General features: G+C 42.4%; 23 protein-coding genes. 20 read left to right on the top strand and 3 right to left on the bottom strand.

Annotated features, from left to right (window positions below):
• Nucleotides 1-154 precede the first annotated feature (154 nt).
• The gene (locus DMO16_RS08975; RefSeq protein WP_129476880.1) at nt 155-760 is read left to right on the top strand and encodes a dihydrofolate reductase family protein; all 606 of its coding nucleotides are present in this window, start codon (nt 155-157) and stop codon (nt 758-760) included.
• 58 nt (nt 761-818) lie between these two features.
• Here DMO16_RS08975 and DMO16_RS08970 read toward each other — a convergent pair whose 3' ends face one another.
• Nucleotides 819-1130: a hypothetical protein gene (locus DMO16_RS08970; protein WP_061968258.1), complete on the bottom strand. Its 312-nt coding sequence runs from the start codon at nt 1128-1130 to the stop codon at nt 819-821.
• Nucleotides 1131-1312: 182 nt separating this feature from the next.
• Between DMO16_RS08970 and DMO16_RS08965 the strand changes: the two genes are divergently transcribed.
• From DMO16_RS08965 to DMO16_RS08915, 11 genes are all read left to right on the top strand, one after another.
• Nucleotides 1313-1783: a DinB family protein gene (locus DMO16_RS08965; protein WP_061968260.1), complete on the top strand. Its 471-nt coding sequence runs from the start codon at nt 1313-1315 to the stop codon at nt 1781-1783.
• A gap of 106 nt (nt 1784-1889) precedes the next feature.
• Complete coding sequence (locus DMO16_RS08960) at nt 1890-2270, top strand: hypothetical protein (protein WP_129476877.1); 381 nt, start codon at nt 1890-1892, stop codon at nt 2268-2270.
• A gap of 105 nt (nt 2271-2375) precedes the next feature.
• Entirely contained in the window at nt 2376-3578 is a 1203-nt protein-coding gene (locus DMO16_RS08955) for an iron-containing alcohol dehydrogenase (protein ID WP_129476875.1), read from the top strand.
• Nucleotides 3579-3704: 126 nt separating this feature from the next.
• Nucleotides 3705-4232 carry a DinB family protein gene (locus tag DMO16_RS08950; protein ID WP_061968269.1) on the top strand — a complete coding sequence of 176 codons (528 nt, stop codon included), beginning with the start codon at nt 3705-3707 and terminating at the stop codon, nt 4230-4232.
• 261 nt (nt 4233-4493) lie between these two features.
• Complete coding sequence (locus DMO16_RS08945) at nt 4494-5687, top strand: hypothetical protein (RefSeq protein ID WP_129476873.1); 1194 nt, start codon at nt 4494-4496, stop codon at nt 5685-5687.
• A 27-nt stretch (nt 5688-5714) separates the two neighbouring features.
• Nucleotides 5715-6515 carry a hypothetical protein gene (locus DMO16_RS08940; RefSeq protein WP_061968274.1) on the top strand — a complete coding sequence of 267 codons (801 nt, stop codon included), beginning with the start codon at nt 5715-5717 and terminating at the stop codon, nt 6513-6515.
• Nucleotides 6516-6541: 26 nt separating this feature from the next.
• Entirely contained in the window at nt 6542-7003 is a 462-nt protein-coding gene (locus tag DMO16_RS08935; protein WP_129476871.1) for a DUF5085 family protein, read from the top strand.
• Nucleotides 7000-7461 carry a DUF5085 family protein gene (locus DMO16_RS08930; RefSeq protein WP_129476869.1) on the top strand — a complete coding sequence of 154 codons (462 nt, stop codon included), beginning with the start codon at nt 7000-7002 and terminating at the stop codon, nt 7459-7461. The genes DMO16_RS08935 and DMO16_RS08930 overlap by 4 nt, the downstream gene beginning before the upstream one ends.
• Before the next feature lie 82 nt (nt 7462-7543).
• Nucleotides 7544-7963 carry a VOC family protein gene (locus DMO16_RS08925; RefSeq protein ID WP_129476867.1) on the top strand — a complete coding sequence of 140 codons (420 nt, stop codon included), beginning with the start codon at nt 7544-7546 and terminating at the stop codon, nt 7961-7963.
• A 14-nt stretch (nt 7964-7977) separates the two neighbouring features.
• Nucleotides 7978-8379 (top strand): DUF1801 domain-containing protein, encoded by a 402-nt coding sequence (locus DMO16_RS08920; RefSeq protein ID WP_129476865.1) that lies wholly within the window; start codon nt 7978-7980, stop codon nt 8377-8379.
• A gap of 130 nt (nt 8380-8509) precedes the next feature.
• Complete coding sequence (locus DMO16_RS08915) at nt 8510-9199, top strand: N-acetylmuramoyl-L-alanine amidase family protein (protein WP_129476863.1); 690 nt, start codon at nt 8510-8512, stop codon at nt 9197-9199.
• Nucleotides 9200-9243: 44 nt separating this feature from the next.
• Here DMO16_RS08915 and DMO16_RS08910 read toward each other — a convergent pair whose 3' ends face one another.
• Nucleotides 9244-10446: a PLP-dependent aminotransferase family protein gene (locus DMO16_RS08910; protein ID WP_129480348.1), complete on the bottom strand. Its 1203-nt coding sequence runs from the start codon at nt 10444-10446 to the stop codon at nt 9244-9246.
• Between the two features lie 199 nt (nt 10447-10645).
• Between DMO16_RS08910 and DMO16_RS08905 the strand changes: the two genes are divergently transcribed.
• Nucleotides 10646-11395: an alpha/beta hydrolase gene (locus tag DMO16_RS08905; protein WP_129476861.1), complete on the top strand. Its 750-nt coding sequence runs from the start codon at nt 10646-10648 to the stop codon at nt 11393-11395.
• On the opposite strand, the gene DMO16_RS08900 is transcribed toward DMO16_RS08905, so the two are convergent.
• Entirely contained in the window at nt 11392-12870 is a 1479-nt protein-coding gene (locus DMO16_RS08900; protein ID WP_129476859.1) for a flavin monoamine oxidase family protein, read from the bottom strand. The two genes, DMO16_RS08905 and DMO16_RS08900, sit on opposite strands and share 4 nt — an antisense overlap.
• Before the next feature lie 169 nt (nt 12871-13039).
• On the opposite strand from DMO16_RS08900, the gene DMO16_RS08895 reads away from it, so the two are divergent.
• The 7 genes from DMO16_RS08895 (at nt 13040) to DMO16_RS08870 (ending at nt 19215) form a co-directional block, all read left to right on the top strand.
• Nucleotides 13040-13798, top strand: coding sequence for a type II toxin-antitoxin system SpoIISA family toxin (locus DMO16_RS08895; protein WP_061968295.1), 759 nt, complete (start codon nt 13040-13042; stop codon nt 13796-13798).
• The gene (locus DMO16_RS08890; protein ID WP_061968297.1) at nt 13783-13971 is read left to right on the top strand and encodes a hypothetical protein; all 189 of its coding nucleotides are present in this window, start codon (nt 13783-13785) and stop codon (nt 13969-13971) included. The genes DMO16_RS08895 and DMO16_RS08890 overlap by 16 nt, the downstream gene beginning before the upstream one ends.
• 95 nt (nt 13972-14066) lie before the next feature.
• Nucleotides 14067-14216 carry a hypothetical protein gene (locus DMO16_RS24200; protein ID WP_156412551.1) on the top strand — a complete coding sequence of 50 codons (150 nt, stop codon included), beginning with the start codon at nt 14067-14069 and terminating at the stop codon, nt 14214-14216.
• A 109-nt stretch (nt 14217-14325) separates the two neighbouring features.
• Complete coding sequence (locus DMO16_RS08885) at nt 14326-14538, top strand: DNA-directed RNA polymerase subunit alpha C-terminal domain-containing protein (RefSeq protein ID WP_420889632.1); 213 nt, start codon at nt 14326-14328, stop codon at nt 14536-14538.
• Nucleotides 14539-14932: 394 nt separating this feature from the next.
• On the top strand, nt 14933-16081 hold the full coding sequence (locus DMO16_RS08880; protein WP_129476857.1) for an iron-containing alcohol dehydrogenase: 1149 nt from the start codon (nt 14933-14935) through the stop codon (nt 16079-16081).
• Between the two features lie 20 nt (nt 16082-16101).
• Nucleotides 16102-17733: an ATP-binding protein gene (locus tag DMO16_RS08875; RefSeq protein ID WP_129480347.1), complete on the top strand. Its 1632-nt coding sequence runs from the start codon at nt 16102-16104 to the stop codon at nt 17731-17733.
• Between the two features lie 30 nt (nt 17734-17763).
• The gene (locus tag DMO16_RS08870) at nt 17764-19215 is read left to right on the top strand and encodes a sigma-54-dependent transcriptional regulator (RefSeq protein ID WP_129476855.1); all 1452 of its coding nucleotides are present in this window, start codon (nt 17764-17766) and stop codon (nt 19213-19215) included.
• Nucleotides 19216-19258 lie beyond the last annotated feature (43 nt).

The following is a 19258-nucleotide window of genomic DNA, read 5'->3' as shown; positions in this document are numbered from 1 at the left end:
GAACACGTGATTTTTCGTATGAGCAGCCATATGCCTTTCTTATTTATGCGGAGGAGTTTAGTGGAGACAAGGAATTATACTTTGGCCGTTGAAATGATAACCCTAAAGACGTTTTTTTACATTCCTAAGTTATTTGGAAAGGATGAAAAGGAACATGGGAAAACTGGTTGTGCATATGTTCATGACGTTGGATGGGGTTATTCAATCCCCGGGAGGAATTGATGAAGATCGCGAGGGAGGGTTTGGCTATGGAGGTTGGCAGGCACCGTATGTCGATGCTGAGGCCGGAAAACTGATCGCGGCTGATTATGCGAGGCTCGACGCGCTGCTGCTCGGCCGCAAAACGTACGAAATCTTTGCGCCATACTGGCAGCAGGCTCCGGACACCAACCCGTTCACCAAGCTGTTTAATGAGAAGCCTAAATATGTCGCATCTCGAACATTAACGAGCGTCGATTGGAACAACTCAAATCTGCTTGATGGAGATGTGGCCACAAGTGTGCCATTGCTGAAGGAGAGGTATTCAGAAGTGCACGTCGCCGGCAGCAGCGACCTGCTTCAGACATTGCTGCGTCATGAGCTGATTGACCGCATGAACATCTGGCAGTTTCCGGTATTGCTTGGAAAAGGAAAACGGTTCTTCGATTCCGGGACGATTCCAGCCGCCCTTCAATTGCTTGAATCCAGAACGTTCTCAAGCGGGTCCGCTCTATTACGCTACGAGGTTGCGGGAAAACCGACCTTCAGCAATATGGGGTAGGCCTTTAAAAGAACTGTATATGAACAAAGAAAACTCGCCTACAGGCGAGTTTTCTTTGTTATTTTGCGGGATTTGTCTGTTCAATTTTTTCAACAAACATATTGTAGACATTGCGTTTATCTTCCAGCTTTTTTAACTGAGCCTTGAGTTCATTGTATTTCTCTTCGAAAGGCTCCTGATAGGTGGCTTTAATATTTTTAATCATTTCTTCATTGATCGTCGACTGAAGAACTTGTTTGGTAATACCGAATTTATAGGAATAGAGCTGGAGTTCCGTCTTTACTTTTTCATATTCTTCATCAATGTCTTTCTTTTGGCCCTGCAGCTCTTCTTTCCATTCCTGCAACGCATCTTTTACATAGTCGTCCATCATTGAGCCTCCTTTTGTCCGTGTCTTACAACCCCACATATGTACTCTATAAATAATTGGTAATATACAGGTCGTTTATGGGGGTGAATTTTTTACAGAAACAAGCAGGTGTTCAGTTTGTTCATCGAGAAAGTAAGATTTGCACAAAACGGAAGGTAAGATAATCAAAGGAGGAGATAGTTTTGAACCGTATGGATCTACTATTAAATGTTTTGGATACCACGTACGACAAAGAGAGCTGGTATGCCCCGTTTAAGGATGCGATTAACGGAATAACGGCTGAGCAAGCGAGGTGGAGGCCTCCTGGTGAAGCAACGAAATCCATTTGGGAGAACGTCAATCATCTCATTTATTATAAAGAGAGGACGGCTGCAAAAATGGAGGGACGTGAATGGACACACAACCTTGATGGGGAAGAAACGTTCTTGCTTACCGAACCTTCCAGTGACGATCAACAATGGAAGAATGTTGTGGAGCGTGCCGAACGTGCTCAACAAGGGTTACGGCGTGTACTTAGTGAAACGCCGGTTGAGGATCTAGGTCAAGATTCGCTTGAGGCGAAGCTGCTGGACATCATGCTGCATGATGCTTACCATACGGGACAGATTCTTCTAATCAGAAAGATGCAGGGTTCCTGGCCGTCCCGTCGTTAATAATTCGTTAATAATTTTAATCTAGTAAAAAGATTGCTTATTCCTGTCTATCGCCGTATAGTTGCTATGGAAACCATTTATCATGAGGGAATAGGACAGGAGAACCATGAAGAACATTGCAGGAATCATCTATTACAGTCTATTTTTTATTGGGTTAATCGGCACGTTTTTATTTGCGAATAAAGGCTTGGATAGCACGTTTTCCTTTGCTTTTGTTATCGGCTTCCTGCTGCTTCTGTTTCTCTCCTGTATATATTTTATTATTAAAATCCTTTTGAATCTGAAAAGCCTGACACTTAACCAATGGGCGAGGAGGCTGCTGAAGTTTCTCGTGCTTGCTTCTTCTTTTAGTCTCGGTTGTTGTGTGTTGAACATGGTGTTTCAACGACCGGATCCCTTTGACGTTTCCCGTCTGGGAGTGCCGGTTGGAACAGCACTCGGCATTGTGTTTTGGGATATGATGTTTTTGAAAAAAGGAGAAAAGTAAAGGCGGAGCATCCATTTCGATCTCTGCCACCTTTTGAAAGGGTTTTCAAAGGTGGCTCGGTTCTTGCAAGAATAATTAAGTAGAAAAATTGAAAGGAGGAAGAGCATGAAGAAATTTGCAGAATTTCGAATGCCCAATGCCTTGTATTATGGTCGGGATGCCCTGGATAAATTGGGACAGGAGGCGTCCGGACTGGGCACAAAGGTGTTATTGATCAGTGACCGGGTGATGGAGAAGATTGGCCATGTAAGAAAGTGCGAGGGATTAATTGAAAAGCAAGGTCTTCCCTTTGTTTCTTACCTGGATGTGAATACAGAACCGACCGATCTGCATGTAAAAGAAGCCCTTGCCTTTTGCCTTGAAGAAAAGTGTGATGTCATTGTTGCCATCGGCGGAGGCAGCTGTATGGATACCGGAAAAGCGGTTGCCGTTGTGGCCGCAAATGGTGGATATATCGGGGATTACAGAGGAGGAGCCAGAAAGATTTCACAAAAACCGCTTCCGTTTATCGCCATTCCTACCACCGCTGGAACTGGGTCGGAAGTAACCGACGTCACAGTGATTACCAATACAAAAGATGATATTAAGATGATGATCAAGGATCCCAACTTTCTGCCGTGTACCGCGATCGTCGATCCATTTCTTACACTTTCTACACCCAAGAATGTAATCGCTGCCACCGGAATCGATGCCCTTTGCCACGCGATGGAAGCGTTCATTTCAAAAAAGAGCCAGCCGCTCACGGATGATTTTGCCCGTTCTGCAATAGCCTTAATTACCGCAAATTTGCGTACCGCTTACCATCATCCTGAGAATATGGATGCCAAGGAGAAAATGGCATTGGCGGCAATGAAGGCGGGGCTTGCCTTTTCCAATGCTTCGGTTACCCTTGTACACGGCATGTCACGGCCTATTGGTGCTTTGTTTCATGTACCACATGGCGTCTCCAATGCCATGCTGTTACCGGCTGTCCTGGAGTTTAGCAAGCGCGATGCGGTGGATCAACTGGCAGCCATTGCCCAAATCATCAAGCCAGAACTGGGCAAGCAGGATAAAGAGGAGCTCGCGGATTTCGCCATTGAAGAAATCAAAAAGCTGTGCGCCGATCTTCAAATTCCCAACCTGAAGAGCTGGGGAGTGGATCAGGAAGCGTTCGAACAAGTCGTCTCCAAAATGGCCACCGATGCGCTTGACAGCGGAAGCCCGGGAAACAACCCACGGGTACCGACGCACGAAGAAATCATCGATTTATATCGTGTGTGTTATGATTACGATTTCAGTACCATTTCTTCTATGATGCAATCTTAAGGTTCTTAAGTGGACTATGAAAATTAGTAATAGTCACTAAACCTCTATTTGAAAAAGGAATATGACAGGTTTTTCTGGAATAGATAAAGAGTTAGGAGTGATCAAAGCAAGGGGAGGTTTGATAGGATGAAGAATCATGCACGTGAAATGTATGATTATCATGCTTGGGCGAACGCCAGAATCTTTGAAAAGCTGCGGGAACTTCCAGAGGATTTATTCAAAAGGGAAATGAGGCAAAGCATCTTTCCGTCTCTTTCAACTGTTATGGTACATATGTATTTAACCGACAATTTGTGGTTGAAAATCATGCAGGGGGTGGATATGCAAGAGGGGTTGGCTGCTTCGGACACATTGAGAAAAGAGGCTGAAGCAGAAACACTGCTCGAAATGGAGAAACGGTACAAAAACCTGGCAGAAGAGTATAAGGATTATATCGATCACCATGACATGGAAAAAGTATTCGCGGTGGATAATCCATATGCGGGACAGTTGGATACCACCCCAATGGAAACCATCTATCATATTTCCACTCATGGAAACTATCATCGCGGACATGTGGCGGCTATGATCCGGCAAACGGGAAATACATCCGTTATGCAGGATTATGGACTGTACCTTTATACGAAGAATGCCGACTTTGTGAGTCCGGTATAACCTAAGCAAGAAATTAAAATCTGCCTCCTGTGGAAAAAGGAGGCAGATTTTACTGTGTACACCAGGTAATTACTTTTGTAAAATAGTTGGTAAGTTTAATAGGAGAGTAATTTTGATGAGTGGTAAACCCTTTGTTTTAACCTATCATGGTGTGAGTAGGACCTTTTTCATCTGAATTATCTAAAATTTGGCACGAATTGGTTTTAAGGCAAGGTAGAAGGGTAAAAAGGAAGTGGGCTATTTAGGAGGAAAGTCCAGTATATGGAGTCCTACTTCTTTTTTAGAATAGAGAGTAGAAAGGCAGGAGAAGGAATGAGTCGTGTAAACGTCGTACCAGACGAACTAAAAGCGCTCGCTTCGGATGTAAAAAAGCTGGAAGCGAAGAGCAAGGCTATCAAATCGAATCTGCAAATGAACTATTATTCTATGCAAAGCCACGGAGGCGGAATTAATCTGTCCGCCATCAATCCCCTCTACAACAGTCTGATTCAGCAGCTCGATCATTACGGGTCTCTATTAACTGGAGCGGAAGAAGTTGTAAAGCGCACGGAAACCAAGTTTCGAGAAGCGGACCAGAAGCTGTTTAACGCTGACAGTTTTACCGCTTTCTTGAGTGGTACTGTATTTGCTGGAGTAAGACAAGGGGTTACAAGCGTAAGTAAAGGGATTAAATATGGCAGAATTACTACGGCCTTGTCCATTAGCCAATATCTTAAATGGAAATATGATTTTAAGGCTATTTTTGACCCCGCTGGCCGAAAAGGTCGTGGAGCATATACGTTATCTGCAAAGAATACCAAAGACATTGTAGCTATTTCTAGAATGCTAAAACTAAATAAAGATGATGATGCTTTATTCAAATATATAAAGAATGGTTTCAAATTTGATGACTTGAAGACGACCAAATCACAAATAAAAAAGGCAAAGACATCGATCTATAAATTGCCGGATTTTCAAGCACATCAAGAGTTTAAAACTGATTATGAAAAAAAAGGACTTGTTAAAGCTTTAGGAAAGCAAGGAGTTAAAGGTTTTAAGTCTTCTTATGCAGACAGTATAAAAACAATAAATCCAACGAAGTGGAAGGATACATTTAAAGAGGTGGGCAAGGTAGGAAAGGTAGTTAAAGGTTTAGGAGTAGTAGGATCAGCCTTATCCATTGGCAACAATGTGGTAGAGGCACAGAAGGATGGCTGGCAAGCTCATGATGCAGCTGACATTGTAACGGATTCAGCTGTTGACTTAGGGGCAATTGCTGCTTCAGCTGGAGCTGGGGCTGCTGTAGGTTCTTTATTTCTTCCACCGCTTGGAACAGTAGTCGGTGCTGGTGTAGGTATTGCTGCTTCCACATTGTTAAATACTAAAACTTCTTTGTTTCATGGGGAAAGTGCGGTTAGTGGTGCAAAAAAGTTGGTTAAAGGTGTAACACATAAAATTGGATCGATATTTTGGTGATCTTGGTAAGGTGGAGATAACAAGACAATGTGGAATATAACAGAAGAAAAATTAACTGATTTTAAACAGACTGCCAAAAACAGGTTAAGTCCTGATAATAGTGTGGCGTTTATGTTCGGAACGATGATTTGGTGTAGTATTGTAATGTTTTTTATAATATTTGGTTTAATTAAATTTGGATGGTCAGCCTTTCCGAGTACTTTTGAAAAGGTAGTTGTTTCTCTAGAGGTAGTATTTTATGTTCTGCAAATTGGGTTATTGTTTATTTTTACAAAACCTAAGATGTTTATAAAATATCAAAAGTCACTTTCCGTTTTAACTTTGTTCTATGCTTTTCAACTGGGCACCATTGGATTTGTTTCTGTCATTATTAAAAAAGCTTTTGACTATCCAAATGACAGTCTTACTTTAACCTATGTGGGTCTGCTAATAGCCGGAGCTGTTTTAGCGCATATTCTTTGTACGGTAAGTATCTTTAAACAAGCTGAGCATGGTAAATTCAATGGGGAAGACTCTTCAGGATTTTTCTTTGATAAGACCATTATTTTCACGATGCTCGGTTCTGTTATTTATGTTGTCGTTTTACTAATTTTGCTGACAGTGCATCTGTTTGGTGAAAGCTCATTGGATAAAATTTTCTTTTACTTTATTTTGTCAGTTATTCTTTATGCTGTTGCCATTGGAGCGGCGGAGTTTCAATTATTGGCTTACTGCAAATATAAATTTCCTTCCTTTAATATTTCTTGGCATGATTATGATCGTGAGAAAAGAAAACGATTGAAAAAGTATGATCGCAATGCAAACAAAAAGAAGAAAAAAATGAGCTAGTTTGAAAAAGGAGAGGAGAGATAGGGTTGAAAGTACAATATAAATCTTTATCCATGCTAAACTTGGTTAGCATTACGCAAGTGGTGAAAAAAGAAGACTGGCTTTTGCCTGCAATCGCCCTAAGAAGTCAGGTTGTAAATAATGGCATCTATCCAGTGGGACCGGTTCTTTTCCAATTTAAACCGTTGGACAATGACCCGACTTCCGGAGAGTTTACATACAGTGTTCCAGTTAATGACCGCGTTGAATTGGAGAAAGGTTCAGCATATGAATATATTGATATTTTAGTGATTGAAGAAGCCTTATGTGTCCGTTTTACAGATGAGGATGGGGGAATTGAAGAAGCCTATCAGTTCATTCAAGAAACCGCAAAACAGAATCAAATTACCTTGGATCCTAGCTTTTATCATGTATGTCTGGATGTTTTCGGAGAAACGTGGCTTGATGTGTATGCGCCGATTGTAGAAGTGGGAGAACCTGTCCGATGATTGCTGTGGATCAAAGCATTGCCTATACCAATGTCATCTCCAAAGAATACTTTTTCCATTACAGTGAGATGGAACAGGTGATCGAAGACTTCATTTCTGAGATTGGAGAAGCAAATTTAACGATTAAAGGACCCATGTTCTATGCTTTGAAAAACATTCCAAAAGATGAAGACATGTACATTGAATTGTTCATGCCTGTTCATGAAGACAAGATTCCGTCTACTGAGTCTTTGAAATATAGAAGTTATTATTATGTGGATGAAATGCTTATGAAGCGGTTTACAGGAAACTATGAAGCTCTGACTGAATTTGTTTACGCAGAGCTGCTTCAGTATATCGTTGACAACGATTTAAATCTGGCATCACCCATCTATCATGTTTTTGGTGGGGATGAATCCATTCAATATGTAGATGTTAAGGTTTCGGTTTTAGTGAATAATAGAAAAAACAAAAATTAATTTTTTCATCAACTCTGATCTTTTTAACAAAAAAAGGATCAGAGTTTCTTTTATTTAACAAGTATGTAAGGAGGGATTTGCCATGAAACCTAGAATTACGGTTATAACGTTAGGTGTGGATGATTTAGCAAGAGCAGTGACATTCTATCGTGATGGTTTGGGCTTTAAGACAGAGGGCATCATAGGCACTGAATTTGAGCATGGGGCTGTCGCTTTTTTTGATCTGGAATCCGGTTTGAAGCTTGCGCTATGGCACCGCAAGGATTTGGCTCACGAGGCAAAGGTTCCCAAGTCTGTTTCGAGTTCAGGCAATTTTACACTCGGGCACAATGTCAACAGCAAGGATGAAGTGGATCAGGTGATGGAGGAAGCCGAACGGGCGGGAGCCGTTATTTCTGATCGAGCACATGAGGCGTTCTGGGGCGGGTATTCCGGCCACTTTCAAGACCCTGATGGCCATTTATGGGAAGTCGTTTACAATCCGGCCTGGGAGGGAGAATAAGGAGGAGAAGGACGATGGTAACCAAGAAGAAGTCTGGTCAGGAAGAAGTACTGACGTTTATGCAAGTATTGGATCATCCGCTCAAACAGGAAATTCAACGTGTTCGGGAAATTATACAGGATACGCACCCTGAGTTAAACGAACAAATCAAATGGAATGCTCCCAGCTATTGCTTACGGGGGGAGGATTGCCTGACGTTTAATTTGCATGGAAAGGGATTCTTTCGTCTGATCTTTCATTGCGGGGCTAATAGTAAAGAACCCAAAAGCATGAGACTCCTTGTCAAGGATAAAACGGGATTGTTGGAATGGCTCGCCGATGACCGCGCGATGGTTAAATTTTACGATATGAATGATGTAGAGGCTAAGGGCGAGAAACTGGGGGATGTCATCCAGACTTGGCTTCAGGAATCCTGACACGAATTTGCAAAATGCTGTTTACGTAAACCAAAAGATATAACCTCTACTAAATTACTGCATATAATGATAGAGAGAATAAGAGTATTCTCTTGTCTCAAGTTTTTTTACAACAAGGAGTGTTTGGTAGATGGTAAAAATATTTATCGATCCGGGGCATGGGGGCAGTGATTCAGGAGCCACAGGAAACGGCTTACGGGAGAAGAACATTACCTTGCAAATTGCCACGAGGATCAAAAATATTCTCCTTACAGAGTACAACGGTGTTGAAGTCATGATGAGCAGGACGACGGATGAGTTTGTATCATTGAAGGACAGAACGGATGCAGCTAACCGATGGGGCGCTGATTATTTATTGTCCGTTCACATTAACGCTGGGGGCGGGACAGGCTTTGAGAGCTATATTTACCCTGGTACCACAGCGCCCACAACAACCTACCGGAACAATATTCATGATGCTGTTCTTGAATTGGTGGACTTTAGGGACCGTGGAAAAAAAACTGCTAACTTTCATATGCTGAGAGAATCAAACATGCCGGCCGTTTTAACGGAAAACGGTTTTATAGATACAGATGCAGATGCGGACAAGTTAAAATCTGCTTCATTTCTTACCAGCATTGCACGCGGCCATGTAGATGGGCTGGTAAAAAATTTTAACCTGAAAAGGAAGCCCACAGCGGTTTATCATACTGTTGCTCCGGGGGATACGGTGTATTCTCTTAGTAAAACGTTCAAATCGACGATTAATCAAATTAAGAAGTGGAACGATCTGGATAAGAAGTATACGATTTATGTTGGACAAAGCCTGCGGGTGAAATAATAGAAAAGGAACCTCCTTTTAAAAAAGAGAGGTTCCTTCTTTTTTTATGATAAAACTGCGTTTTTCTCTAGTGATTCCTTAAACAAATCAGTCAGAATAGTGATGCCGCTCTCGATTTGTTCAATGGTTGGATGGCTGAAATTCAAGCGCATCGCGTTGGTTTTTGGCAAGGAAGCGAAGAACGGTTCGCCTGGTACATATGCGACACCGCGGGAAACAGCTTCTGACAATAGTTCAGTCGTGTTAATATGCTCATCTAGCTCCAGCCAAAAGAACATGCCTCCTTTTGGTTTGTTCAGTTTGAGTCCAGGAAGATTGGCATTCTTCAAACAGTTGTGCATGGCATTCATCCGTTTTTCGTATTCTGCGATCAGCCGATTGATGTGCCCATCCATATCAAAGCCTGTGCAGAAATGGTACAGGGCCTGCTGAGACAATGAATTGGAATGAAGGTCATTTGCCTGTTTGGCTTGAGACATCATGCGGACAATCTGGAACGGACCTGCAACCCACCCGGTGCGGAGGGCTGGGACAGCCGTCTTGGAAAACGTGCTTGTATACAGAACACAGCTTCCGTCATCAAGTGCTGCGAGAGGAGTGTATGTTTCCTCACGATTAAATTGAAGATCGCCATACGGATCATCTTCAAGAACAATAATGTTATGTCGGTGCGCTTCCTGAAGCAGCATTTTTCGGCGTTCCAATGACCAAACCTTTCCGGCCGGATTGGAGAAGGTCGGAACCACGTAAATACATTTTGGTTTGTATTCTTTAATTTTGGCTTGCAGGTCATCCGGAATCATGCCATCTTCATCAGAGGCAACACCAATTACTCTTGCTTCATAAGATTTGAACACCTGAAGGGCAGCAAGGTAGGTGGGATCTTCTGTTAAAATGACATCCCCCGGATTCAACATCACGCGGGAAAAAAGATCGATAACCTGCTGGGAGCCAGTTGTCAGCATAATGTCTTTGGTTGTGTAATTTGTAATGCCTTTTCGCGACATACGTTCAAGAATCACTTCACGAAGGGGCAAATATCCTTCAGTTTCACTATATTGTAAAGCATGTTTTCCGGAAGCGAATACTTTGGAAAATGCTTCTTCGATGGCTTCTGCAGGAAACAACTGATCATCAGGCAAACCGCCTGCGAACGAAATGACACCTTCCTGATTGACAACTTTTAAAATATCTCTGACAGCAGAAGATTGTAATGAATAAATTCGATTGGCAAATGCGTACTTCAAAACGGACACCTCGGTTAAAGTTTTAATGAACATTTTACTCCTTCTATAGCGAATGTCAATGACAATTCTGAAAATAGTTCTAAATTTTGTGTGAATTTTCTAATAAAATACATTTGCGGAAGGTTTTTGGGCCGTTTCTTTTTCGATTTATGGTCCTTGTGATACAGTAATTAGAGTTAAAATGATCGGAGGCATCAGGATGAAAATAGTACCAGCAAAGCCTTTTTTCTTTGAAGGAGGGAAACGGGCAGTCCTGCTACTGCACGGATTTACCGGGAATACGGTGGATATACGGGAGCTGGGACGCTATCTGAATGATAAGGGTTATACATGTCTTGGACCGTTGTATGAAGGGCATGGCGATACGCCTGAACGACTGGTGACCACAACGGCTGAACAATGGTGGAAAAGCGTAGAAGAAGGTTATCAATCGTTAAAAGAAAAGGGATATGAAGAAATCGCCGTGATCGGACTTTCTCTCGGCGGTGTGTTCGCCATAAAGACAGCCTATACTTATCCAGTAAAAGGATTAGTATCCATGTGTGCTCCTGTCAAACCCAAGAGTACGGAGGATCTTGGCCTGCATGTCAGTTCTTTTACCAAAAGCTATAAAAAGATTTTACGAAAACCAGCTGAGCAAATAGAAGCGGAATGGGAAGAGCTAAAGCCGCAGTCGGATGAGGCGGTCAAGTCATTGCAAGCCGTGATTGAAGAGGTCGGTCCGCGCCTTGACCGGATTTACTGTCCGGTGCTGGTGGTGCAATCTGGGAAAGACCATCCCACCAACCAAGAGAGTGCGCAGATTATTTATGACGAAGTTTCCACACAACATAAATCCCTTGTTTGGTATGAAAATTCTCCGCATCTTGTAACAAGAGGCCCTGGCAGAGGAAAGCTTCATAATGAGGTACTGCAGTTCCTGGAAGGATTGGAATGGAGTGGGAATTAGCAAGATCTTGGAAGATTCGTTACTTCGTATGCAACGCGTATCCCTGATTGAATCGCTCCTTCAATCCAGGCAGGTGCCGTTGAAGTATGCTCACCAGCGAAATGCACTCTCCCTTCCGGTGTAGGAATGAAGGGGAATAATTCGGTCTCCTGTGAAGGCTTGAACATTGAAAAGGCTCCACCTGAAAACTGATATTGGGACCAACTGTGCGAAGCCCCGGTTAAAAAATCATCATAAATGTATTTTCCATGTACTGTGGCCAGATTATCCAGAGCATTTCTTATCCGATCACCTTCAGGAAGGTTATCCCAGGATAGAGTATCATCCTCCCATGTGTAGCTGGCCAGTATAATTCCAGAACCGGAAGTTCCAATAAGATGACTTGGATAGTATGCAAATCGAATGGGAAGGTCTGTCATCAATTTTCCTCCCGCAATACCTTCCTTTTCCCAAAAACGCCTTTTAAATTGGAGACCAATCTTTGTGGAAGCCACATAGTGCAGTTCCCTTATGGCCTTCCACTTGTTATGGGAAATTGAACTTCTCGGTTCGATTTCCACAAAAGAAAGCAGCGAGAAGGGGATTGTAATAATGGCGAGATCGCCTGTGACGGTGAGTGGCCGCTGACTTTTTGTGTGTCTGGAGTGAATGGTTACCTGCCCGTTGTGCTGAACAATTTTTGTCATTTGGTATCCAAAGTGCAGGTTCTCTTTTAAGAAGGGCAAAAATGATTTGGGAAGACGGTCATTTCCTCCTTCAACTTCATAAAACTGGATATCCGGGCTAAATAGGGGGAGAAGCTCTCTTAAAATTGCTGGGAACGATAACTCGGGAAAGCCCTCCAGTCCAACCAAGACTTTAATACTTTCAATCGCACCGGGGGAAAGACTTGGACCAACAGGGTTATTGCGGAGGAAAAAAGACATTGGGTATTTATCAAAGTCTCTTACGACTTTGTTCCAATTCTCAAGGGGGTTTTTCCTAATGAAATCGGCGACTGGTTTGATAGCCATCATTAATAGCTGTTCAGCGGATTTTCCTCGTTCATGGGGTTCTACAGGGTAATGGAGAATATCGGGATTCCGCTGATACTCTTTTTGATTGGTTTTTATTCCATTAGCGTAAATGAGGTCATTTGAAGTAGCATTCAGAAATTTGTTTGCTTTTAAATTGAACTTCTTTATATACTCCAGTACTAAGTAGTGGTTTTGCGGGATACGCATAGCCCCAACATCCAAATACAAATCGTCCATAAAAGGGCTTCTCATGGTATAGACACGGCCGCCTACTCTTTCTGTCGCTTCCAGTACGGTTACATCATGTCCCGCCTGCTTTAATAACGAGGCTGAGACAAGACCGGACATGCCGGCTCCTACGATAATTATTTTCTTTTGAACCTGTGATAAACCAAGGCCATTCCGTATAATGGAAAGCATTTGCTCCGTAGGCAATTGGAGCAATCGGCTTGAAGGCATAGGAGTCCTCCCCGTTCTTGTTTTTTCACGAAAGAGTCAAATTCCATTACTAATATATTTTATTATTCAATCCATATGAGACATTCGTCACAAGAATGCTTTTTTAGCAGGATTCTTCCCGTTTGTAATGGAATTTAAGGTAGACAGCAGGGGACAGGAGGGAGACGCGTTGATCTGGTTTTTTCGGGTGGTCGTTTGGGTTGTATTTGTAGGAATTGGGGCTTATCTTATCTTTTATTGGCGGGATGAGGAACGGGCCGAGCAGAAGTTGGATGCAATCCGGAAATTATGGTATGTGCTGTACATATTTGGCGCCCTGATCTACTGGACGGGGAATCCGCACAGCATCTTTACCAATTGGGATCACTATCTGGTGGTACTGATGGTGTTTGTGCTGATTGATGCCTTCATTTTCCTGAGTTTGTACTTAAAGAAAATCGGGAATAATGAACTAGCAAGAATTACAAAATCCGTGGAAAACAACCAGATGCTGCTCGACGATTTGCGGGCCAAAGTAAATAATGCGCTGTATATCTTGAAAACGGAAGGAATCACGGCGTATTATGGAAGTAAGGAAAATTATTTATACGGACTGAAACTCGTTCTTGAGGCGTATGTTGAAAAAGAAGGGCATAGTTTTACGATCCTGCCGTTTACAACACCTCAGGAAAAAAACGAAGCTCTGGCGATGTATTCGAACGCCAGCTTGATTCAATCGACATTATCACGGGCGGAAGCCTACTACAATAAAGAAGATAACTTTGCGTTTTATCCATTTAATATTGAAGATGAAACCTATGTGATTCGTATTTCTTCAACAGCAAAAGTCAGCGATGTAGATTGTTCCTTGATGGGCATCCTGCTCGCCACGTATGATATTTTAGTACAGGCACTGGAAAGGAGTGAGGAGGCATGGCAAGAGGATTAGATGTGTTGGGCAGCCAGCCGGTTTCGCTGAAAAGCGATCGTAAGGGAGTCACACTGAAACCGAGAATTGAGTTCCCGAAAGTAGGAATCAGCCATCACACCTTGCAGGTGATGGAGGAGAACGAACGGATTATACAAAAAGGGCAGCGGCGCGGTACATTCAAGCATAGATAGACCTGGGCAGCGGATATTTCCGCTGCTTTTTTGTATGAATCTCCAATTGGATTGCATATACTAAAGCAAACATCCATGAAGCTGGAGGGAAGTTTGTGAAAAGCAAACGGTTTGTGTCCCGGATTCAAGGTCCCAAACCGACCTTGTCCCATTTTGAAAAAGCGTTAAAGGAAGAGAATCATTCCATCGTAACGTTTTTAAATGAACTTCGGAAAAAGCGGTGGACTTTTTTCACCGGTAAATAATAAAGCAAGAAAGAAAGGGGCTCCCTTTCTTTTTTTGTGTGTTTGGAGATACTGCAGGAATGGAGAAAGAATTAGCGAAAAGTGTACGAAAGTATACATTCGAGAGGGGGTGAGGAAGTTGGCGCAGACAATTGAGGAGCAATTTCCTCCGAAAATGGCCAAACCGGCACAACGCGCTTTAGCCGGTGCCGGCATTACCAGTTATCAAGAACTTTCGAAGCATAGCGAAGAAAAAGTATCCAAACTTCATGGGATGGGTCCAAAAGCAATGAACCAATTAAAAGAAGCACTCGAAAAACAGGGGCTCAATTTTTCCGAATAGAATGATGACCGGATGCACCTTCTTTTTACAATTCCCTAAAATGAGGGCACATCATAGAGCCATTCGTTTGGCCGCTCAAGGCCTGAATCGCTATTAACAATAAGCCGGTTACCGGAAAAAAAGTACTGCTGGCAGGTCCAGCAGTGCTTTTTTGATTTTCGGAAAATGAAAATGACTTGATATGCAACTATTCCTTGTCAACCGCAACTAAATCGTGTCGAACCGCAAGACTAGCCCTCTTTATTCTCAATAGCATGAGACGTAATACATGTTTTTCGAGAGAAAGGTGTTGAGGAAGCCGATTTTCTATGGTATGTCTAATTAAAAGATAATTCTGTTATTTATTGAAATATCTATTATCAGCATAAATATTGCCATGGAAAAGGAGCGCCGAATGAACATCAATAAATTTGTTATGCCGGAAGTTATTTTTGGTCATGGTTCAAGGGATCAGGTTGGAGAAAGCTGTCTTCGGCTGGGAGCTAAAAAAGTGCTGATCGTAACCGATCGGGGTGTTATGAATGAGGGGTGGCTAGAGAATGTGATTGAAAACTGCAAAAAGGCAGGGCTGCTCTTTGCTACGTTTTATGATATTACGACCAATCCAAAAGACTTCGAGGTTGAAAAGGGGAAAGAACAGTATATTGCCCATGAGTGTGATGCTGTCATTGGCGTAGGAGGAGGGAGCGCGATTGATACAGCAAAAGCAATCGCCATCCTGGTGACAAATGGCGGAAGTATTCATGATTATGAAGGTGTGGATAAAATCAATGAACCATTGCCGCCAATGGTTATGATCGCCACCACGGCTGGTTCGGGCTCTGAAGTCTCCCAGTTCTCTGTTATCGTTGACTCAAAAAATAAAAAGAAAATGACCATTGTATCGAAATCATTAGTTCCGGATATTGCGATTGTTGATCCTCAAACACTGACGACCAAAAGTCCTCAATTGACCGCTTCAACCGGATTGGATGTATTAACCCATGCGATAGAAGCCTATGTAAGTATAGCAGCCACACCTTTGACAGATGTACAGGCCAAAAATGCGATCCAGCTTGTGGCAGAACATCTCCGTCCATCCGTTGCTTCGAAAATTAATATGGAATCCAAGTATCATATGGCGATGGCTTCCTTACAGGCAGGATTGGCTTTTTCGAACGCCATATTGGGAGCCGTGCATGCCATGTCACATGCCATTGGAGGCCGGTTTCCATTGCTTCATGGTGAGGTAAATGCCGTATTGCTGCCGCATGTCATGGAGTTCAACTTTCTTGCTGTACCGAAAAAATTCAGCACGATTGCTGAATTGTGCGGAGAAAGCGTTCAGAGCCTGTCAAATATAGAGGCAGGAAAAAAAGCTATTGATTATATTAAACAATTATCCCTGGATATCGGAGCACCACAGCGGCTATCGGAAATGGGACTTACTGATGAGGGGATTTCTGAAATGAGCCAGGTCGCATTGGAAGATGCATGCATGATAACCAATCCTCGTGATATTAAAATAGAAGATGTCATTCAGCTTTATCGACAAGCCTTGTAAGGGGGTTGGAAAAATTGTCCATGCGGCACCAATTAATCGAACAGCTTACGGGTGTTCAATCCTCAAAGCGTAATTACTACACCGAATTGAAAAAAACAGTCATGAAGATGCAGAAGAAAAATCTTCAGCTAGAAATTATTAATGATATGATGAAAAGCTTGAATGTGGAAATGCCGATGGATGAGATGCTAAAAAACATACTGGATAAATTGAAAACCATGTATGAATTTGATTCGATCAGCTTGTCCATTTGTCAGGGTGAAACACTCATATTAACAAATTTTTATCCAAACGAACATGACGCAATGAATCATCAGCTTCATGATCGATCGATTTATGGAAGAGCATTGGATAGCGGTAAAATGCTGTACCATACCTTTAAGGAAGAGACTGAAACCATTTCAGCTTCGGGTCAGTCATTAAAAAGTATGCTGGTTTTCCCTCTGTACAGCAAAGGGACGGTGATTGGAGTTCTTGGCATTGGAAGCAAGGGGATCATCGAATATGATAAGTCAGATGGTTCTTTTCTTCAGCAGCTTTCCGATCATTTTTCGGTCTGTCTGGAAAACGCCAGACTTTACAACGAGGTTTTAAACGCCAAAAAAGAATGGGAAGATACGTTTTCAGCAGTGACTGATTTGATTTTCGTGCTTAACTTAAAGGGTGAAATTTTGAAGGTCAATGCATCTGCCAAAGACTATTTACAATTAAAAGATGCAGAGGAAACGGGGAGAAACATTCGACGTTTTCTCAATCATAATGAAATAGAAGCCCTGATGGAGGATTGTCTTCAAAAGAAAAAGGCTGCACTGCAAGAAATTCGACGAGCAGACGGACAAATATTTGAAACAACTATTTCTCCGGTGCTAAATGAAAAAAAACAAATGTATGGGTTGATCTTATATTTACGAAATGTTTCTGCAAAACGGAAAATGGAAGCCCAGCTTGTACAATCCGGCAAGCTTGCAGCAATCGGGGAGTTAGCGGCAGGTGTGGCCCACGAGCTGAACAATCCGTTAACCGCTATCCTGGGGAATTCACAATTGTTGTTAAGAACAGCGAATAAAGATGAACCTTCATACCGACTGTTAACCGACATCGTGAACTGTGGAAAAAGGAGCAAGAGTATTATTCAAAATTTGTTAACATTCTCGAGACAGGATGAATATTTTTTTGAGGAATGTTCCCTTAACGAGGTGATTGATCAATATTTAAGCTTAATTGTGTACCAGATTGAGAAGCAAAATGTAAGAGTGGAGGTAGTAAAACAATCACCGCTTCCCAAAATCAACGGAAATCAGAAGCAAATCGGCCAGATAATGATCAATTTATTACTAAATGCAAAGGATGCGCTTGAGAACAGAAGCGAAAAAAATAAAAAGGTTACCATATCTACAGCCTCCTGTCTGGTAAAGGGAAAAGAGTGGATTTGCCTGTCGGTTACTGACAACGGGATAGGAATCAGTGATAAACAGATCCAGGAGATTTTCCATCCCTTTATCACCACAAAAAAGGAAGGGAAAGGCACAGGCCTTGGTTTATCTGTGAGCCTGGGAATTGCCCAGGCTCATGGTGGAACGATTGAGGTCAAAAGCGAAATGGGGCGGGGGAGTACATTTACTCTTTTCTTGCCTGCAATAATGGATGAATAGATTTGAATTGAGAGCTAAGGCGGGGATAGCATGATTAATATTTTAATCATTGATGATGAACCGGAAGTAGGGCATTTTTTATCGTATTTGTTATCCAGTAAAGGTTACACTGTTTCCCTTGGAGGGAGCGGTAAAGATTTTTACCATTTAATCAGGGAGCGGGTCTATGATTTGGCTCTGCTGGATATTCGACTGCCTGATGCCAATGGTCTCGATATTCTTAAACAGCTCAAGAAAACATGTCCCGGGTGCAAGTCCATTGTAATGACTGGTTATAGTACGATCAAAACCGCAGTGGATGCTATTAAATTGGGGGCAAATGATTACATTGAAAAGCCGTTTGAAGATATTGATGAATTGGAGTCTTTAATTGATCGCCTGCTTCATCATAACCAGACGGTCAATGACAGTGAAATACATAGAATTGCAAAACAAACAGGATTGGTTATTGGCTCCGGCAAGGAAATGCGGCATTTGATTATGCTTGCTTATAAAATTGCAAAGAAAAATATCAATGTGCTGATTGAGGGAGAGACAGGAACAGGTAAAGAGGTGCTTGCTCATTTTGTTCATCAAGCCAGTTTAAGATCCGACAATCCCTTTCTTGCAGTGAATTGCGGTTCGCTTTCAGAATCTCTTTTGGAGAGTGAGCTTTTTGGCCATGAGAAAGGGGCATTTACCGGAGCCATAAAAGAACGAAAGGGAATATTTGAAATTGCCAATAAAGGAACAATATTTTTGGATGAGATTGCAGAAGCCTCTTTATCTACCCAAGTAAAGCTGCTGCGAGTGCTTGAATCAGGAGAGTATATGAGAGTTGGTGATGAAGCTGTCAGGAGAACGAACACACGAATAGTGGCTGCATCTCACGTGGATCTTGCTGGGGCCGTGGAACAAAAAATGTTCAGAGAAGACCTGCTCTATCGACTGGAGGTTGTAAAACTGACTATTCCTCCTCTTCGTGACCGTAAACAAGACATTCCGGAACTATTAACCTATTTTCTTGAAAAACAGCAATCCCAGCTCTCTTTTTCAGAAGAGGCGGTAAATCTATTACAGCACTATGAATGGCCAGGAAATATACGAGAGCTTGTGAACGTTGTAAAACGTGCAACCGCTTTGGCTGAAGGAGAAACCCGGATGATTACATCCGAATATCTACCGGATAAACTAAGAGCTGCCACCTATGATAGGACTAGTTCTCGCGCCTCCATTATTCCTGCCTTAGGGAAATCAGAAAAGGATCTGCAATTTTACCTCGAGGACTGGGTCAAACATATACATCAATTATGGGCGGCTGAACAGGACGTAGGGCTTGATGAAATTATTCAACAAGTGAAAGAGTTGGAAGTTCGTATCGGCAGGGCATTTGTTACAAAGATGCTGAAAGAAACGATGGGAAATCGAAAGGAAGCGGCGGAACGGTTAGAAATCACGACTCGTCAGCTGCGTTATTTTTTAAACGAAAAAAAGGGAGGCTAGCTCGTTCTCTTTGAGCTTTGCCTCCTTTATGCTTTTCGGCCGT

Source organism: Fictibacillus sp. S7 (assembly GCF_004127935.1).
Classification (GTDB): Bacteria; Bacillota; Bacilli; order Bacillales; family Fictibacillaceae; genus Fictibacillus_C; species Fictibacillus_C enclensis.
The sequence above is the reverse complement of the archived record's forward strand: the minus strand, read 5'-3'. Positions and strand labels throughout refer to the sequence as shown.

What these genes read in the sequence shown, in the direction of transcription:
- DMO16_RS08975 (WP_129476880.1), top strand. Translation starts at nt 155, where the DNA reads ATGGGAAAACTGGTTGTGCATATGTTCATGACGTTGGATGGGGTTATT.
- DMO16_RS08970 (WP_061968258.1), bottom strand. Translation starts at nt 1,130, where the DNA reads ATGGACGACTATGTAAAAGATGCGTTGCAGGAATGGAAAGAAGAGCTG.
- DMO16_RS08960 (WP_129476877.1), top strand. Translation starts at nt 1,890, where the DNA reads ATGAAGAACATTGCAGGAATCATCTATTACAGTCTATTTTTTATTGGG.
- DMO16_RS08955 (WP_129476875.1), top strand. Translation starts at nt 2,376, where the DNA reads ATGAAGAAATTTGCAGAATTTCGAATGCCCAATGCCTTGTATTATGGT.
- DMO16_RS08950 (WP_061968269.1), top strand. Translation starts at nt 3,705, where the DNA reads ATGAAGAATCATGCACGTGAAATGTATGATTATCATGCTTGGGCGAAC.
- DMO16_RS08945 (WP_129476873.1), top strand. Translation starts at nt 4,494, where the DNA reads ATGGAGTCCTACTTCTTTTTTAGAATAGAGAGTAGAAAGGCAGGAGAA.
- DMO16_RS08940 (WP_061968274.1), top strand. Translation starts at nt 5,715, where the DNA reads ATGTGGAATATAACAGAAGAAAAATTAACTGATTTTAAACAGACTGCC.
- DMO16_RS08930 (WP_129476869.1), top strand. Translation starts at nt 7,000, where the DNA reads ATGATTGCTGTGGATCAAAGCATTGCCTATACCAATGTCATCTCCAAA.
- DMO16_RS08925 (WP_129476867.1), top strand. Translation starts at nt 7,544, where the DNA reads ATGAAACCTAGAATTACGGTTATAACGTTAGGTGTGGATGATTTAGCA.
- DMO16_RS08920 (WP_129476865.1), top strand. Translation starts at nt 7,978, where the DNA reads ATGGTAACCAAGAAGAAGTCTGGTCAGGAAGAAGTACTGACGTTTATG.
- DMO16_RS08915 (WP_129476863.1), top strand. Translation starts at nt 8,510, where the DNA reads ATGGTAAAAATATTTATCGATCCGGGGCATGGGGGCAGTGATTCAGGA.
- DMO16_RS08905 (WP_129476861.1), top strand. Translation starts at nt 10,646, where the DNA reads ATGAAAATAGTACCAGCAAAGCCTTTTTTCTTTGAAGGAGGGAAACGG.
- DMO16_RS08900 (WP_129476859.1), bottom strand. Translation starts at nt 12,870, where the DNA reads ATGCCTTCAAGCCGATTGCTCCAATTGCCTACGGAGCAAATGCTTTCC.
- DMO16_RS08890 (WP_061968297.1), top strand. Translation starts at nt 13,783, where the DNA reads ATGGCAAGAGGATTAGATGTGTTGGGCAGCCAGCCGGTTTCGCTGAAA.
- DMO16_RS08880 (WP_129476857.1), top strand. Translation starts at nt 14,933, where the DNA reads ATGAACATCAATAAATTTGTTATGCCGGAAGTTATTTTTGGTCATGGT.
- DMO16_RS08875 (WP_129480347.1), top strand. Translation starts at nt 16,102, where the DNA reads ATGCGGCACCAATTAATCGAACAGCTTACGGGTGTTCAATCCTCAAAG.
- DMO16_RS08870 (WP_129476855.1), top strand. Translation starts at nt 17,764, where the DNA reads ATGATTAATATTTTAATCATTGATGATGAACCGGAAGTAGGGCATTTT.